The sequence below is a fragment of the Serratia marcescens genome, assembly GCF_001902635.1.
In the GTDB taxonomy this organism is placed as follows: Bacteria; Pseudomonadota; Gammaproteobacteria; order Enterobacterales; family Enterobacteriaceae; genus Serratia; species Serratia marcescens_F.
Map to the genome: position 1 here is coordinate 51257 of NZ_MJAO01000018.1, position 16840 is coordinate 68096.

The 16840-nt window shown below is 59.8% G+C and carries 14 protein-coding genes and 4 tRNA genes; 6 read left to right on the forward strand and 12 right to left on the reverse strand.

All coding sequences use genetic code 11. The annotated features are described in order from the left end of the window. Positions 1 to 317: 317 nt before the first annotated feature. Entirely contained in the window at positions 318 to 791 is a 474-nt protein-coding gene (locus BHU62_RS17795) for a WbuC family cupin fold metalloprotein (RefSeq protein WP_025160392.1), read from the forward strand. 45 nt (positions 792 to 836) lie between these two features. Here BHU62_RS17795 and uvrD read toward each other — a convergent pair whose 3' ends face one another. From uvrD to lptM, 6 genes are all read right to left on the reverse strand, one after another. Beyond that, positions 837 to 2999, reverse strand: a complete 2163-nt coding sequence (gene uvrD, locus BHU62_RS17800) for a DNA helicase II (protein ID WP_038874108.1) — start codon at positions 2997 to 2999, stop codon at positions 837 to 839. A gap of 77 nt (positions 3000 to 3076) precedes the next feature. Then, positions 3077 to 3793, reverse strand: a complete 717-nt coding sequence (gene yigB / locus BHU62_RS17805; protein ID WP_073533184.1) for a 5-amino-6-(5-phospho-D-ribitylamino)uracil phosphatase YigB — start codon at positions 3791 to 3793, stop codon at positions 3077 to 3079. Next, positions 3793 to 4704, reverse strand: a complete 912-nt coding sequence (xerC, locus tag BHU62_RS17810) for a tyrosine recombinase XerC (protein ID WP_073533185.1) — start codon at positions 4702 to 4704, stop codon at positions 3793 to 3795. Before xerC ends, yigB begins: the two co-directional genes overlap by 1 nt. Continuing rightward, positions 4701 to 5414 (reverse strand): DUF484 domain-containing protein, encoded by a 714-nt coding sequence (locus BHU62_RS17815; protein WP_073533186.1) that lies wholly within the window; start codon positions 5412 to 5414, stop codon positions 4701 to 4703. Before BHU62_RS17815 ends, xerC begins: the two co-directional genes overlap by 4 nt. Next, a complete protein-coding gene (dapF, locus tag BHU62_RS17820) occupies positions 5411 to 6235 on the reverse strand; it encodes a diaminopimelate epimerase (protein ID WP_073533187.1) in 825 nt (274 codons plus the stop codon). The genes BHU62_RS17815 and dapF overlap by 4 nt, the downstream gene beginning before the upstream one ends. A gap of 71 nt (positions 6236 to 6306) precedes the next feature. After that, the gene (gene lptM, locus BHU62_RS17825) at positions 6307 to 6513 is read right to left on the reverse strand and encodes an LPS translocon maturation chaperone LptM (protein WP_048232385.1); all 207 of its coding nucleotides are present in this window, start codon (positions 6511 to 6513) and stop codon (positions 6307 to 6309) included. Positions 6514 to 6591: 78 nt separating this feature from the next. Here lptM and cyaY point away from each other — a divergent pair, with 78 nt between their 5' ends. After that, positions 6592 to 6912 carry an iron donor protein CyaY gene (cyaY, locus tag BHU62_RS17830; protein ID WP_015376263.1) on the forward strand — a complete coding sequence of 107 codons (321 nt, stop codon included), beginning with the start codon at positions 6592 to 6594 and terminating at the stop codon, positions 6910 to 6912. 36 nt (positions 6913 to 6948) lie between these two features. On the opposite strand, the gene BHU62_RS17835 is transcribed toward cyaY, so the two are convergent. Further along, complete coding sequence (locus BHU62_RS17835; RefSeq protein WP_073533188.1) at positions 6949 to 9501, reverse strand: class I adenylate cyclase; 2553 nt, start codon at positions 9499 to 9501, stop codon at positions 6949 to 6951. 316 nt (positions 9502 to 9817) lie between these two features. On the opposite strand from BHU62_RS17835, the gene hemC reads away from it, so the two are divergent. From hemC to hemY, 4 genes are read left to right on the forward strand one after another with little or no spacing between them, the layout of a single operon-like run. Then, a complete protein-coding gene (hemC, locus tag BHU62_RS17840; RefSeq protein WP_073533189.1) occupies positions 9818 to 10759 on the forward strand; it encodes a hydroxymethylbilane synthase in 942 nt (313 codons plus the stop codon). Continuing rightward, positions 10756 to 11496: a uroporphyrinogen-III synthase gene (gene hemD, locus BHU62_RS17845; RefSeq protein WP_073533190.1), complete on the forward strand. Its 741-nt coding sequence runs from the start codon at positions 10756 to 10758 to the stop codon at positions 11494 to 11496. Before hemC ends, hemD begins: the two co-directional genes overlap by 4 nt. 22 nt (positions 11497 to 11518) lie before the next feature. Beyond that, complete coding sequence (gene hemX, locus BHU62_RS17850; RefSeq protein WP_073533191.1) at positions 11519 to 12643, forward strand: uroporphyrinogen-III C-methyltransferase; 1125 nt, start codon at positions 11519 to 11521, stop codon at positions 12641 to 12643. Positions 12644 to 12646: 3 nt separating this feature from the next. Then, on the forward strand, positions 12647 to 13843 hold the full coding sequence (hemY, locus tag BHU62_RS17855) for a protoheme IX biogenesis protein HemY (RefSeq protein ID WP_073533192.1): 1197 nt from the start codon (positions 12647 to 12649) through the stop codon (positions 13841 to 13843). A gap of 723 nt (positions 13844 to 14566) precedes the next feature. On the opposite strand, the gene BHU62_RS17860 is transcribed toward hemY, so the two are convergent. The 5 genes from BHU62_RS17860 to thrP all read right to left on the reverse strand — a co-directional run bounded on the left by BHU62_RS17860 (position 14567) and on the right by thrP (position 16592). Further along, positions 14567 to 14643, reverse strand: a tRNA-Pro gene (locus BHU62_RS17860). Positions 14644 to 14717: 74 nt separating this feature from the next. Then, positions 14718 to 14804 (reverse strand) — tRNA-Leu (locus BHU62_RS17865). A gap of 41 nt (positions 14805 to 14845) precedes the next feature. Continuing rightward, positions 14846 to 14921 (reverse strand) — tRNA-His (locus tag BHU62_RS17870). A 55-nt stretch (positions 14922 to 14976) separates the two neighbouring features. Beyond that, positions 14977 to 15053: transfer RNA gene (locus BHU62_RS17875), tRNA-Arg, on the reverse strand. A gap of 135 nt (positions 15054 to 15188) precedes the next feature. Next, positions 15189 to 16592: a bifunctional threonine/serine APC transporter ThrP gene (gene thrP / locus BHU62_RS17880; RefSeq protein WP_073533193.1), complete on the reverse strand. Its 1404-nt coding sequence runs from the start codon at positions 16590 to 16592 to the stop codon at positions 15189 to 15191. Between the last annotated feature and the right edge of the window lie 248 nt (positions 16593 to 16840).

Genomic DNA, 16840 nt, shown 5'->3' on the forward strand with positions numbered 1-16840 from the left:
GAAGGCTATCAGCAGAAACGGAGAGCCTTAGAAGTTATACCTGCGGCGCAGGTCAGTGAGCCAGTATCTACTGGGTGTGTCCAAGGCGTCTGTCCTCAATGATAATAGTGCGCGCATGTTACGCCGAGAGGAAAAAGCCTGTCAACACGTTAGGCGGGATAATTGCGCAACAAATCATCACGATGATCAATAACAAAAATCGCACTTAACCTGGGATAAACCATGCTGAAAAAGTCGCGGCGATCGCTTACCGCCACCAAGAATGTTGTTAATATGACGTCACCCTTAATGGTACGACAAGCATGCGGATTTAAACGATGAAACAGATTACCGCCCATGAACTGACCGCGATGAGCGAACAGGCCGCCAGCGTGGCTCGCCTGCGCGCGCACCGCACCTTACACGAAGAACTGAGCGACCCGGTACAACGTCTGGCGATCGCCATGGAGCCCGGCACCTATATCCGCCCGCACCGCCACCCGCAAACCTGGGAGCTGCTGACGCCGCTGCGCGGTCGCTTTGTCGTGTTGCAGTTCAACGATGACGGCGTCGTGACGCAACGCACCCTGCTCGGCGAAGAAACCAAAGTGCTGGAAATGCCGGCATTTACCTGGCATGCGGTGCTGTCAGTCGATGCCGGCGGCGTGGTATTTGAAGTGAAGCAAGGCCCCTATCAGGCGCTGACCGAAGAGGACTGCATGCAATGGGCGCCGCAGGAAGGCGGCGAAGGCACCGAAGCGGTAATGCGCTGGTACGCCACCGCGCAGGTCGGCGATCGCTACCCTCACTGATAATGAACGATTGCAGGGGCGAGCCCCTGCAACTCGCCTCTCCCTTTATACCGTTTCCAGGCGAGCGTAGGCCGCCACCAGCCATTTGATGCCCTCGCCCGGGAAGGCGATCTGCAAGCGGCTGTGCTCGCCGCTGCCCTCCAGATTGACGATAGTGCCTTCGCCAAACTTGGGATGGCGCACGCGCTGGCCCAGCTTGTAGCCGGTGTCGTTCTCGCTGATCGGCGTGCCCATGCGGCGGTGATTGACCGGGCGCGATACGCTGGCGCGCAGGCGCACTTCTTCCACGCACTCTTCCGGCAGCTCGCCGATAAAGCGCGACGGCCGGTGGTAAACCTCTTTACCGTACAGGCGGCGCGTTTCGGCATAGGTCAGCGTCAGCTTCTGCATGGCGCGCGTCACGCCCACATAGGCCAGACGGCGCTCTTCCTCCAGGCGACCGCCTTCATCCAGCGACATCTGGCTCGGGAACATGCCCTCTTCCATGCCGACGATAAACACCAGCGGAAACTCCAGCCCCTTGGCCGAGTGCAGGGTCATCAGCTGCACCGCGTCCTGATACGCGTCGGCCTGGCCTTCACCCGCCTCCAGCGCCGCATGCGACAGGAACGCCTGCAGCGGCATCAGATCCTGATCTTCTTCCTGATAGCTGAACTGGCGCGTCGCCGTCACCAGTTCCTCGAGGTTTTCGATGCGCGCCTGCCCTTTCTCGCCTTTCTCCTGCTCATACATGATGAACAGCCCGGAGTCGCGGATCACCCGGTCAGTCTGCACGTGCAGCGGCATGTCGGCGGTTTCATGCGCCAGCGACTCCACCAGTTCGATAAAGCGCTGCAGCGCCGACGCGGCGCGGCCGGCCAACACTTTGTCCTGCATCAGCTCACGCGTCGCCTGCCACAGCGTCAGCTGACGATCGCGCGCCGCCTGGCGCACCACGTCGAGGGTGCGATCGCCGATGCCACGCGTCGGAGTGTTGACCACGCGCTCGAAGGCCGCGTCGTCGTTGCGGTTGGAGATCAGGCGCAGATAAGCCAGCGCATCCTTGATTTCCTGACGCTCGAAGAAGCGCTGGCCGCCGTAGATGCGATACGGCATCGCCGTTTGCAGCAAAGCTTCTTCCAGCACGCGCGACTGGGCGTTGCTGCGGTACAAAATGGCGCAGTCGTTCAGCGCGCCGCCGTTGTCCTGCCAGGTCTTGATGCGGTTGACCACGAAGCGCGCTTCGTCGAGTTCGTTGAAAGCGCAGTAGATCGAAATCGGTTCGCCTTCACCGCCTTCGGTCCACAGGTTTTTACCCATGCGCCCGTCGTTGTTGGCGATCAGGGTGTTGGCCGCTTTCAGGATGTTGCTGGTGGAACGGTAGTTCTGCTCCAGGCGGATGGTCTCCGCGCCGGGGAAATCCTTCAGGAAGCGCTGGATGTTTTCCACCTGCGCGCCGCGCCAGCCGTAGATCGACTGGTCGTCGTCGCCGACGATCATCACGTTGCTGTTGCCACCCGCCAGCAGGCGGATCCAGGCGTACTGGATGCTGTTGGTATCCTGGAATTCGTCCACCAGCACGTTGGTGAAACGTTCGCGGTAGTGGTTGAGGATATGCGGCTTGTTCAACCACAGCTCGTGCGCGCGCAGCAGCAGCTCGGCGAAGTCCACCAGCCCCGCGCGATCGCAGGCTTCCTGATAGGCCTGATAGATGCGCAGCCAGGTGGCCTCCACCGGGTTGTTGTAGGTCTCGACGTGCTGCGGGCGCAGGCCTTCGTCCTTCTTGCCGTTGATGTACCACATCGCCTGACGCGGCGGCCATTGCTTCTCGTCGACGTTCAGCGCCTTGATGATGCGCTTGAGCAGCCGCAGCTGGTCGTCGCTGTCGAGGATCTGGAAGTCCTGCGGCAGGTTGGCTTCCAGGTGGTGAGCGCGCAGCAGGCGATGCGCCAGGCCGTGGAAGGTGCCGATCCACATACCGCCCTGGCTGGTGCCGATCAGATGTTCGATACGGTGACGCATTTCCGCCGCCGCCTTGTTGGTGAAGGTCACCGCCATAATCGAATACGGCGAGCAGTTTTCCACCGACAGCAGCCAGGCGATGCGATGCACCAGCACCCGCGTCTTGCCGCTGCCCGCACCGGCCAGAACCAACAGGTTGCTGCGCGGCGCCGCCACGGCTTCACGTTGTTTTTCATTCAGGCTGTCGAGCAGATCGGAGACGTCCATAGGCACCACTAATGGTTAAGGGAAAACCCGCCGGCGGCGGATTTTCACTGGAAATTTATACAGAGTTCTGGCAGGGATTATAACAATGCTGTCAGCGATGCCAACTGCGAAATCTCAATATGCGGCAGCAGGCGGCTGTCGGCGGCCTGCATCAAATCGCGTTGCCGATCGTTGATCCAACAGGCCTGCAGCCCCGCGCGCAGCGCGCCGGCCACATCGGTGGTCAGATCGTCGCCCACGTGCAGGATCTGTTCAGGCGCCACGCCCAGGCGCTCGACGGCCAAGTGATACATGTCCTGATACGGCTTGGCGCGCCCATCCGGCCCGGAGCGCAACACAAACTGGAAGTAACCATCCAGGCCGCACTGCGCCGGATCGGCGTTGCCGTTGGTGATCGCCACCAGCGGATAGCGTGCGGCCAGCGCCTTCAGCGTGGCATGGGTTGCTTCCGGCACCTCAATGCGGCTGCGCCACAGCGCGAAGTTTTGCATCGCCGCATCGGCCCCGATCGCGGCTTCGGCGTCGCGCAACCCCTGCTGGCTCAACGCCAGATGAATGGCACGCCAGCGCCACTGGGTGACGTCATGGTAGATCTCCGGATCCTGCTCACGCAGCTCCTGGCGCAGGCGGTGAAAATCCGCCGACTGGAAACTGCTCAGGCCGGGATGATAGCTTTGCAGGAAGGCCACCGACTGTTGTTCGGTCTGCCTGATCACCGGACGGTTGTCATACAGCGTGTCGTCCAGATCAAAAGTCAGCGCCGCCAGCGGGCGCAGCGGGCGATAAAAATGCATCAGGATTTCCCCCGTTTGGCGCGCGGATGCGCGGCATCGTACACGTTCGCCAGATGTTGAAAGTCGAGGTGGGTATAAATTTGCGTAGTGGTCAGGTTGGCGTGACCGAGCAGCTCCTGCACCGCGCGCAGATCGCCGCTGGATTCCAGCATGTGGGTGGCAAAGGAGTGGCGCAGCTTGTGCGGATGGATATGGCTGTTGACGCCCTGCTTCACGCCCCATTCGGCGAAGCGCTTTTGCACGTTACGCGTCGAGATGCGCCGCCCCTGATTGGACAGAAACATGGCGTCGTCCTCCGGCCCGAACAGCTCGCGCATCGCCAGCCAATGCTCCAACCAGGTGACGGCGGTGCGCCCGATCGGCAATTTGCGCTCTTTACTGCCTTTCCCCATCACCCACACCTCGCCGGCCGCCATATCGACATGACGACAGTCCAGCCCCACCAGCTCGGAGAGGCGCAAACCGGCGCCGTACATCACTTCCAGCATGGCGCGATCGCGCACCGCCAGCGGATCGTTGAGATCGATCTCCAGCAGTTGGTTCATTTCATCAACGTCGATGTTCTTCGGCAGATGACGGCCGCTGCGCGGCGTGCGGATGCCTTTGGCGGGATTGGCGGGCAGCACGCCCTGGCTCACCAGCCAGTCGAGGAAGCTGCGCAGCGAAGAGAGCCGCAGCGCCAGGCTGGAGGATTGCAGACCGGCGCGTTTGCTGCGCGCCGCCAGCATGCGCACCCGGGCGGCGTCCAGTGCCGTCCATTCGGTGACGCCGATCTCCTGCGCCAGACGCATCAGCGCCGCCAGCTGGCGTGAATAGCTGAGCTGCGTCAGCGGGCTGAGCTGCCGTTCCACCTTCAAATAACGCAGAAAAGCGTCCACCGGCTGCTGCAGGCTGGGCGCAATCGGCGTCATGCGCGTTCGATCCAGCGTTCCAGCAGCTCCGGCAGCATACGCGCCAGTTGATTGAGCATCACCGTGCCCATGCCCTGCTGATAGTGTTGCGTATCGCGGCTGCTGAAGATCACCATGCCCAGTTCGTTGTCGTCGCCCAGCATCGACAGCGCCACCGAGCCAATCTGGCCGATCTGTTTGGCCTGCGGCAGCAGCAACAGCAGTTCGGGGCCGTTCAGGCCACCCAGGTAGTGTTGCTCGCTGCCCAGCCGCTGAATGCGGAACGGCTCGAACGCCGAACGCGTCAGCGCCAGGTGGGTGAAGTCGGAAGGCGCGCCGATATTCCAGCGATCGGCGAACAGGCGCACCGTGGCGCCGGCCAAACCGAAGCCGCGCGCCCAGCGTTGCAGCCGGTTTAGCATATCCTGCAGGTTATCGGCGGTAGCCAGATCGGCCTGCAAATGCAGCAACCTGGCGAACAGCCCTTCGTTGGCGCTGGCCTGCTCCATCAACAGCGTGATCTCTTCTTCCAGCCGTTCGATGTGATTGCGCTGGCGGGCCAGATGCCACTCCACCAGCGAAACGGTGCCGCGCACTGGATGAGGCACGCGCATCTGTTCAACCTGGCGCGCGTTGCGCATAAAGAAATCCGGGTTCTGCAGCAGGTACTGCATCACGGTGTCGTCATCCAGCGCCAGGCCGGCGACGCTCTGTTCTTCTACGCTCTTCATAGATGAATAAATCCGTCATAGACATGGGTTGCCGGGCCGGTCATAAACAGCGGGTTGCCCGGCCCTTTCCAGCGAATATGCAGGCTGCCGCCCGGCAGTTCTACATGTACCTCTTCTGACAGCAACTCCTGTTGGATCCCCACCGCCACCGCCGCACAGGCGCCGCTGCCGCAGGCCTGCGTTTCACCGGCGCCGCGCTCATAAACGCGCAGCTTGATGTGATCGCGGCTGACCACCTGCATAAAGCCGATGTTGGCCCGTTCCGGGAAGCGTTCATGCCCCTCCAGCACCGGCCCGAGCAGCTCCACCTTGGCGGTTTTTACATCATCCACCTGCAAAACACAATGCGGGTTGCCCATCGACACCACGCCGCACAACACGGTCTGTTCCGCCGCGCGCATGATGTAGGTCTTTTCGGCTCTGGCGGCGCGGAACGGCACCGCCTGCGGATCGAAATTCGGCTCGCCCATATTCACGCACACCAGATCGTCGTCGGTGACGCTGAGCACCATGCGCCCGGTTTGGGTGCTGACGCGAATGTCGCGTTTGTTGGTCAACCCTTTCAGCCGCACAAAGCGCGCGAAACAGCGCGCGCCGTTGCCGCACTGCGCCACTTCGCTGCCGTCGGCGTTGAAAATCCGGTAGTGAAAATCCAGCTCGGGATCGTAAGGCGGTTCTACCACCAGCATCTGGTCAAAGCCGACGCCCAGGTGCCGATCGGCCAGCCGGCGGATCAGCTCAGGTGAAAAATAGACATTCTGTGTAACGGCATCGACCACCATAAAGTCGTTGCCCAGACCGTGCATTTTGGAGAACTGCATATCATACTCCGCTATCTGGACGCGCTATCCGTCTTGATTTTGCGGCGGCATTCGCCACCGCAAACAGGGTGTTACTGGTCGACCATCGACGGTTTTTGCTGAGAGCCAGACTGCTCCTGCTGGTTCTTTTGCACCTGATCGCCCGTTTGCACCGGCGGCTTGGCCGGTTTTTGGCCGGCGGAGTCGGCAGGTGGGAAGTAAAGCGGGCCCTTCAGACCACAGCCGGCGAGGCCGGTAAGCAGAACTGCCATCAGCGCATAGCGTAGTTGTTTTTTCATTTGCATTAATGCCTGTAATTCATGCGTCCAAGGTCTCTATAATCGCAGGTGGATCATGAAAAGCAATAGGAATTGAATATGAACGACAGCGAGTTTCATCAGTTGGCCGACCAGCTGATGCTGAATATTGAAGAGACACTGGACGATTTTGACGGCGATGCGGATATCGATTACGAAACCAATGGCGGCGTGATGACGCTGAGCTTCGAAAACGGCACCAAAATCGTCATCAACCGCCAGGAGCCGCTGCACCAGGTGTGGCTCGCCACCAAGGCCGGCGGTTACCACTTCAACTACCGCGACGGCGTTTGGCTATGCGATCGCAGTGGGCAGCCGTTTTATCAGCTGCTCAGCGAAGCGGCCAGCGCGCAGGCCGGCGAGGAATTGCGTTTTTCCTGAGGCAGTACAGGGCTCGGCCACCGAGCCCTTGCAGCGTCAATGCAGCTGGAACTGCTGCTTCAGCGGCTGAGGAGCGCCGTCGGCCACCGTCACGCACAGGCTGGACAGCACGTTGCTGCGGAACGGGATCACCTGTGTGCGCCCGTCGAGCTGTACGATCTGATAGAACTGCGGCAGGTTGAAGTTGATGAAGCTGGAGCCGTAGGTGAAGCGATCGTGCGAAGATGAATAGAAGCGGCTGACGTCGCGCACCAGCTCCTCTTTACTGCCCTCGCAGTGGTGATACACCTCCACCCGATTCGACTCGTCCAGAATATAGATGTTGAAGCCCTTGTCGTCCGAGGTGTCTTCGAAGAAGAACTGGATGATCCCCTCGCTGGCGAAGCCGTCCACCACCGGCGGCAGATGCACCTGATCGGTTTCCACCTTGATAGACAGGCCGTGTAACTTGTTGTTGGAGATGGCGCCGTAGAACTCCACCGCATTCTCCAACTTTTGCACCGACACGCTCAGGCGCTCGAAGAACAGCCCCCAGGTCTGCCCGGCAACGCGCACTGCCTTGAAGCGGCCGGGTTCCAGGCGGGTGCTGGACAGGCGCAGCTCGATGCATTCCGACACCAGCTGCTGAATGCGGGTGCGGATCAGGCCGCGCAGGTGCTGGCTGTAGCAGAACACTTCCACCGACTCCGGCGGCGCGGCGTCCTGGTGCATTTTGCCGAGAATGGTCTTCAGCGCCTCCAGTACCGACTGCTCGCCGCTGAAATGCAGGGTGCGCACTTCGTTCCAGGAATTGCGGTACAGCAGATCGATGCTGCCCACCAGGCACTGCTGCTGCTGGCCGAAGCTGAACACGTCCAGCTTGCGGAAATCGAAGTGCACCACCTGATTGCGGAAGGCGGCGGTCGGATCGTTTTCCAGATTGACGATGATCGCCAGATGGCGAATCTCGCACGGACTGTACAGCGCTTTCGGCGTCGGCGCCGGCAGGCGCAGCGGGAAGTGATGAGAAACGTCGGCCACCAGCTCCTGCAGCTTGGCGGTATCACACAGGTTGCCGCTCTTGATGTGCAGGCGAGTCTGCGGCGTCAGCAGGCCGTTGAAGTAGGCCCAGGCCACCAGCTTGTTCAGGTAACGGTTATATTCCAGCGGCTGATGGCTGACGATCGAATCCATGGCCGGTGCCTGGTTATACAGGTACCAGCCGGTACGGTTGGCGCGGCCAACCGGCACGTGAATAAAGGTTAAATCGTTTTCCGACAGGTCCGGCGAAATCTGCGGGTTCACCAGCGTCACCTTGCCGGGCAGCGCTTCGAACGCCGCGTACAGTTTGCGGGTCAGTACGCCGATATCCTGCGGGCTGGCGCTGACGCTGAGGTTGTTGCGGCGGGCGAAACGGATCAGGTTACGGTAGCTCTGCATCATGGCGTCGAGCAGTTCGTTATGCGCTTCGCGTACCCGCTCGATTTTCCAGTTGGCGCGGTTGTCCAGCATAGCCAGACGCTCTTCGCTCCAGCCCCACTCGCTGACTAATTGGCTGAGGATTTCGCGCCGCCAGCCGACGCAAGCCTTGGCCAGCGACAGCTTTTCGCACACTTTCAGGTAGAAACAGCGGCGGGCCAGATCGAGACGGGTGGTGTCGTTGATGTCGGTCAGGTAGCGGGTCACACGCTCGAGCATCATGCAATAGGCATCGAGCCCGAAGCTGACGATCTCGCCCTGATGCAGGCGGTGTTTGATGTCCGTCGCCAGCAGCTGGGTATTGGGGTATTCCCAGGAATAGGCTTCCAGCAGCAGGGTCTTCAGCACCGCCTTGTAAGGCGAATCGATGCTCTTGTACAGCTGCCACAGGCTGGCGCCGAAGTACTCTTCCGCCGACAGCGAACTCAGGCCGCCGAGATCCAGCCACTCGTTCGGCGTCAGCGCGCCCTGCGCGTACAGCGACAGCACGTATTCATCGTAGTGCGCTTCTTCTTCGCCCGGCACCATGTTCCACAGGATGCGTTTGCCGGCCAGGCGCACCGCGGTGCGGTAAAATTCGTCCAGCAACAGGATGTGCTGCGTCGAACCGCAGTCTTCGCCGCCCAGGCTGCCGCTTTCATTATGGCGGAAGCGGTTTTCGTCGATCAGGAAGAAGCTGACTTCCACCCCCATCGAGGCGGCCCACTTCTCAAGCAGGCTGCATTTTTGCTGCAGGCGGGTGCGTTCTTCGTTGTCCAGCCAGGACTGGTGGCAGACCCAGATATCGAGATCCGAGCTGCAGCTTTGGCCGATAGACGAGGTGCTGCCCATCGAATAGAGACCGGTGATCGGCAGCTCGCCGATGGCCGGTTTGTCAAACGGGCTGCCCCATTTGTCTTCTAGATCGTTCAGATAATCTTGTTGGGTTTCATCAGGCGTGTAGAGGCAAATGCCGTGGGGAACGTTACCGTTCAGGTAACCCGGCATCAGCGGGTGATGATGGTGCAATAAGGTAGGCAGCAGACTGTATACCCGTTGAAACGCGGGCTTCATAGCCGCCAGGGCGCGATCGACACGTAGCTGATTGATCGCATCCAGTCTCTGCTTCAATGTCTCGATGTAGAGGTACAAGACGTCTCGCCTGATTATCCCGGTGTTTAGAAAAAAACCCGTATTCCATAAGCGCCGTTAGTGTAAGAAGAATATTTGGCGACTTATTGCTGGAAACGTGATCAATTTAACACCTTGCTGATTGACCGTAAAGGAGGTAACGCTTCACAATTATTGTAGCGCTTCCCTAAACGATTTACCCGCAGTGTTAACTGCCCCAAAACACATCACACGTCCCTTTGATTCCGTTGTCCTTTTTCCGCCTCCGGCTTCTTGCACTGACAGTATTGGCTCTCAGTGGTAGGATGGATGGCGAAATATAAAAACGGTAACAAGCATGTTAGACAAAATTATTCGAATTGCCACCCGACAAAGCCCGCTTGCGCTTTGGCAAGCACATTATGTGCAGCAACGTCTGATGGCCTGCCATCCCGGCCTGCAGGTCGAGTTGGTGCCGATGGTGACGCGCGGCGACGTTATTCTGGATACGCCGTTGGCGAAAGTCGGCGGTAAGGGCCTGTTTGTTAAAGAACTCGAACTGGCGCTGCTGGAAGGCCGCGCCGACATTGCCGTGCACTCGATGAAAGACGTGCCGGTTGATTTCCCTGCCGGCCTGGGTTTGACCACCATTTGCGAACGCGAAGATCCGCGCGACGCTTTTGTTTCCAACCGCTTCGCCTCGCTCGATCAACTGCCGCAGGGCAGCGTGGTCGGCACCTCCAGCCTGCGCCGCCAGTGCCAGCTGCGTGAACGCCGCCCGGATCTTATCGTGCGCGACCTGCGTGGCAACGTCGGCACCCGTCTGGCCAAGCTGGACAACGGCGACTACGACGCGATTATTCTGGCAGTGGCCGGCCTGAAGCGCCTGGGGCTGGAACAACGTATCCGCAGCCCGCTGAGCGCCGAAGAGTGCCTGCCGGCGGTCGGTCAGGGTGCGGTCGGCATTGAATGCCGCCTCGACGACAGCGTCACCCGCGCGCTGCTGACGCCACTGAACCATGCCGCCACCGAAACCCGCGTCCGCGCCGAGCGGGCGATGAACACCCGCCTGGAAGGCGGTTGCCAGGTACCGATCGGCAGCTATGCCGAACTGGATGGCGACAGCCTGTGGCTGCGCGCTCTGGTCGGCGCCCCGGACGGCAGCCAGATGGTGCGCGGCGAACGCCGCGGCCCGGCCGCCGAGGCCGAACGGATGGGCGTTGAGTTGGCGGAAGAGTTGCTGGCGCGCGGCGCGCGCGAGATCCTGCGTGAGGTTTATCAGGGAAATCCGCCGGCATGACGATCCTGGTAACCCGCCCATCGCCTTCGGGAGAGCTGTTGGTGAGCCGGCTGCGCGCACTCGGCCGGGTTGCCTATCATGCACCACTGATCGACTTCGCCCCCGGCGGCGATCTGCCGAAGCTGCCGCAGGCGTTACAGCAGTTGCGCGCCGGCGATCTGGTGTTCGTGCTGTCGCAGCATGCGGTGAGCTATGCCGATTCGGTCATCGGCCGCGCCGGGCTGACCTGGCCCGTTAACCCGACCTATTACGCCATCGGCCGCACCACCGGGCTGGCGCTGCACCGCATCAGCAGTTTGCCGGTGGAATACCCGCGCGAGCGCGAGATCAGCGAAACGCTGCTGCTGCTGCCGGCGCTGCAAAAGCTGGCAGGCAAACGCGCGCTGATTTTGCGCGGCAACGGCGGCCGCGAACTGTTGGGGTCGACGCTGAGCGAGCGCGGCGCCGACGTCAGCTATTATGAATGCTATCAACGCAGCCCGGTGCACTACGACGGCAGCGAGCAGAGCGCCCACTGGCAGCGTGCCGGCGTGGATACGCTGGTGGTGACCAGCGGTGAAATGTTACAACAGCTCTATACTTTAGTTCCTGATTACTATCGTTCTTCATGGCTGCTGCGTTGCCGCCTGGTAGTAGTGAGCGAACGCCTGGCTACCCTCGCCCAGGACTTGGGCTGGCGTACGATTCGGGTAGCTGACAACGCCGATAATGACGCGCTGATCCGCGCGCTACAATAATCTGACTATGGGATGTGCCACTATGACGGAACAAAATACCCCATCCGCACCGGTTGAAGAGCCAGCCACCGCGGTTGAGAGCTCCCAGCAGCCAGCCGCTGCCAGCCGCAAAGGAAAAAACACCGGCCCGGTGCTCGGCGCGATCGCCATCGTGCTGGTCATTGCCCTCGGCGCGGGCGGCTATTACCACACGCATAAACAGGCGCAACAGTTGATCGCCGCCAATCAGGCGCTGCAGCAACAGCTCGAAGGCGTGAAGCAGAGCCAACAACAGGAAAGAAACGCGCTGGAAGGCCTGCTGCAACAACAGGGTAAAACCCTGGACGCCGCCGATCGCGAACAGGCGAACCTGGCGCGCCAGCTTGGCGAACTGCAGCAAAAAGTGGCGATCATCTCCGGCAGCGACGCCAAAACCTGGCTGCTGGCGCAGGCCGACTTCCTGGTGAAAATGGCCGGTCGCAAACTGTGGAGCGATCAGGACGTGACCAGCGCCGCTGCGCTGCTGAAAAGCGCCGATGCCAGCCTGGCGGACATGAACGATCCGAGCCTGCTCGACGTGCGCCGCGCCATTACCGAAGACATCAGCACGCTTTCTACGCTGACCCAGGTCGATTACGACGGCATCATCCTCAAGGTCAATCAGCTGTCCAATCAGGTGGATAACCTGCGTCTGGCGGACAACGACACCGATGAAGCGCCGATGGATCAAAACAGCAGCGAGCTCTCCAGCTCGATCGGCGAATGGCGGCAGAACCTGGCCAAGAGCTGGCGCAATTTCATGGCCGATTTCATCACCATCCGCCGCCGCGACACCAGCGCCGAACCGCTGCTGGCACCGAACCAGGATATCTACCTGCGCGAGAACATCCGTTCGCGCCTGCTGGTGGCCGCGCAGGCCATCCCGCGCCACCAGAACGAGACCTACAAGCAGTCGCTGGAAACCGTCTCCACTTGGGTGCGTGCCTATTTCGACACCACCGACCCGGCGACCAAGGCCTTCCTTGAAGAACTGGATAGCCTGAGCCAACAGTCGATCTCGATGGACGTGCCGGATCAGCTGAAAAGCCAGCCGCTGCTGGAAAAAGTGATGCAGACCCGGGTGCGCAACCTGATGACCCAGTCCCCTGTCGCTCACCAGGAGGGTTAAGCCATGTTACGCGTGCTATTTCTGTTTCTGGTGGTGATCGCCAGCGTGGTGCTCGGGCCGATGCTGGCCGGGCATCAGGGCTATGTGCTGATCCAGACCGACAACTACAATATTGAAACCAGCGTCACCGGCCTGGTGATTATGCTGGTGTTGCTGTTCGTGCTGCTGCTGGCGATCGAGTGGATCCTGCGCCGTATCTTCCGTACCGGCGCCCGCACACGCGGTTGGTTTATCGGCCGCAAGCGCACCCGCGCGCGCCAGCAGACCAAAGCCGCGCTGATCAAACTGGCGGAAGGCGACTACAAGCAGGTTGAGAAACTGCTGACGCGCAACGCCGACCACGCCGAACAGCCGGTGGTAAACTACCTGCTGGCTGCCGAGGCCGCGCAGCAACGCGGCGACGGCTTCCGCACCAACCAATATCTGGAGCGCGCCGCCGAAGCTGCCGACACCGATCAGCTGCCGGTGGATATTACTCGCGTGCGCATCCAGCTGGCGCAGGGCGAGAATCACGCCGCGCGCCACGGCGTCGATCGCCTGCTGAACCAGGCACCGCGTCATCCGGAAGTGCTGCGCCTGGCGGAACACGCCTATCTGCGCACCGGCGCCTACGCGTCGCTGCTGGAAGTGCTGCCGTCGATGCGTAAAATCGAACTGCACAGCGAGGAGCAACTGCAGGCATTGCAGCAACAGGCCTACATCGGGCTGATGAATCAGGCAATGGCGGACGAAGGCAGCGAAGGCCTGAAGCGCTGGTGGAAAGATCAGAGCCGCAAGACGCGTCACGAAGTGCCGCTGCAAATCGCGATGGTGGAACACCTGATCGAATGCAACGATCACCAACTCGCGCAGGAGATTGTGCTCGACAGCCTGAAGCGCCAATACGACGAGCGCCTGGTGCTGTTGTTGCCGCGGCTGAAGTCCGGCAACCCCGAGCAGCTGGAAAGAGCGTTGCGTCAGCAGATGAAACAGCACGGCGCAACGCCGCTGTTGAACAGTACGCTGGGGCAGCTGCTGATGAAGCATGGCGAATGGCAGCAGGCGGCCGACGCCTTCCGTGAAGCGCTGAAACAGCGCCCGGACGCCTACGATTACGCCTGGTTGGCCGATACGCTGGAGAAACTGCATCGCTCGGATGAGGCGGCGCAGATGCGGCGTGAAGGGCTGATGTTGACGCTGAAACAGAACGGCGGCGAATAACGCCTTGCCCGGTTGAGAAAAGCGCGGCCTCGAGGCCGCGCTTTTTTTTTGCCCGCCGGCTGGCTGAAGCGCAAAAAAAAAACACTTGCCGCAGTGGCAAGTGTATAAGAAGCAATCAGGTCTAGGACAACAGGGGCGGTGCCTCACTCAACGTTCTGCCCTGAGCGTGATGACGGGTTAGTCATCGTTCTCGTGGGCGATAGGCACCCTAAATCGGCTCTGCGTCATTCCCAGGGTTTATGAGGCCTAAGGCGAACATAAGAAATGGAATGAGCATCTACGCTAGAGATATTGCACTTGGCGTGCCAACTTTCAATTTCATGACCACCACCGTCAAAATATTTTTCAACAACTTGAAAAATATAAGTTTTTAATCATCACCGTGCTTTTCCTGTTGTTTGCCGCTGCCCATAGCCACCTGCGGCTACCGTTCCGGACATGTCGCCGCAAAACGACGACTTAAGCCAAAGCCATTTTTATTATTTAAAATCAATGCGTTATTTGTCTCAAACTGACGACAATGTCAGATAGCGCTGTCGCTGAAAACCAACACGCTCGCCAACGCATGAAAATGCCAGCGCCAGATACGCAAAAGCCCGCGCAGTGCTGCACGGGCTTGTCGATGTTCGCTTCACTTCGCGAGGCTCGAACCTCCTGCGGAGGTGCTCATCCTCTTAAACTGCAGGCGTAAAAAAACCGACTTGCGTCGGTTCTTTTTGAAAGTGGTCGGCGAGAGAGGATTCGAACCTCCGACCCACTGGTCCCAAACCAGTTGCGCTACCAAGCTGCGCTACTCGCCGATTTGTGTTGCTCATACTACTCGATTTATCAGACCGTTGTCCATATAAATCGTATATTTATCAGATATTTTGCGTGGTGCGAAGAGAGGGACTTGAACCCTCACGTCCGTAAGAACACTAACACCTGAAGCTAGCGCGTCTACCAATTCCGCCACCTTCGCACTGTCACAAAATACTGCTAAATCTTCACTTCCCTAGGAAGTGGGGTGGCTAATGGGACTCGAACCCACGACAACTGGAATCACAATCCAGGGCTCTACCAACTGAGCTATAGCCACCATTACTACTTCTTACTCACGATGTTACCACCGCAGCTCCTGCGCACAAACTTAATGGCGCGCCCGACAGGATTCGAACCTGAGACCTCTGCCTCCGGAGGGCAGCGCTCTATCCAGCTGAGCTACGGGCGCGTAGCGCCGTTGCGGGAGGGGATACTACGGATTTACGCCAATTCTGTCTAGTGCTTTTTCGCAGAAATGTTGCGTTTGATTACGCTTTGCTCACTCCCGCGCAGAAAAGCGCTCTCCGTAGCCCCTTTTCACCGTTTACTGCCGCTTTTCCACCCGATTTTCAGCCGGATGATGTTTCTTGTGCATACCGAAAGCGAAGTAGCACAGGCTGACGCCCGCTAAGAAAATCGCCCCAACCAGCAGGGAAATCCGCGTATCCGGGTTAATTCCCATGCCGACCAGCACGCAAACCAGAAAAGCGATAGTCAGATAGTTCACATACGGGAACATGATCGACTTAAAGCTGTGGGTTTTGATCGCTTCCTTATGGGCACGGCGGAAATAGAGCTGGCTGATCAGCACCACGAACCACGGCACCATACCCGGCAGCACGCTGGCGCTGTAGACATAGACGAACACCTGCTCCGGATTAGGAATGATGTAGTTCAGCGCGGAGCCCACCAACAGGCAGCCAATGGTGACGGCGATGCAGTTCACCGGCACGCCGCTGGCGGAAAGCTTGGTCAGCGCCGCCGGCAGTTGGCGATTCTTGGCCAGCGCATACAGCATACGGCCACCGCTGTACATGCCGCTGTTACAGCCTGAGAGCGCAGCGGTCAACACCACGAAGTTGATGATACCGGCGGCGGCGACAATGCCGATCTTGGCGAAGGTCAGCACAAACGGGCTGCCGGTGGTGCCGATGCCGTTCCACGGGAAGATGGTGACGATGACGAAGATCGCGCCAACATAGAAGATCAGGATGCGCCACAGGATATTGTTGATCGCGCGCTTCAGCGTGACCTGCGGGTTCTTGGCCTCACCGGCGGTGATGCCCACCAGCTCAACCCCCTGGTAGGACGCCACCACAATGCACAGCGCGAACAGGAAACCTTTCCAGCCACCGGCAAAGAAGCCGCCGTGCGCCGTCAAATTGGCAAAGCCGATCGGTTCACCGCCGTTGCCAAAGCCGAAGAAGATCACCCCCAGCCCCACCAGAATCATCACGATGATGGTGGTGACTTTGATCATGGCGAACCAGAACTCCAGCTCACCGTACAGGCGCACCGCCGCGAGGTTGGCCAGCGCCACCATCGCCACGGCGATCAGCGCCGGCACCCACTGCGGTATTTCCGGGAACCAGAACTGGACATATACCCCGATGGCGGTGATTTCCGAAATGCCGACGGCAATCCACATAAACCAGTAACCCCAGGCGGTCAGGTAACCGAAATAGGGATTCATGTACTTGTGCGCATAAACGGCAAACGAGCCCGCAACCGGCTCGAGGAATAACATCTCCCCCATCGAGCGCATAATGAAGAACACGAACAGCCCGGCGATAATGTAAGCCAGCAGCACCGACGGCCCCGCCCACTTCAGCGTACTTGCCGAACCCATGAACAGGCCGACACCGATGGTGCCCCCCAGAGCGATAAGCTCGATGTGCCGGGCCTCAAGGCCCCGGTGTAGCCCTTGCGGTTTCTCTTTGTGTGCCATAAATCCTCAATAATTTTTCTCGGGTTGTGTTTGCCTGCCGGCCGCTGCCGGTCGTTATTGTCGTTATTAAAAGAATAAATCATCCCCTGCCGATCGGGTTGGCAGCAACGGGTAGTCGGAGCGAAGTTACCGTGAGAAGAACATCGTTCAGCGCTGTCGCATCAGGCTTCAGCGGCCAGGGATAATTTCCGGGCGGTATCGTTTCGCATTTCGCCGCTATAAGCAAACCGCAATTTAAAACTTTATGG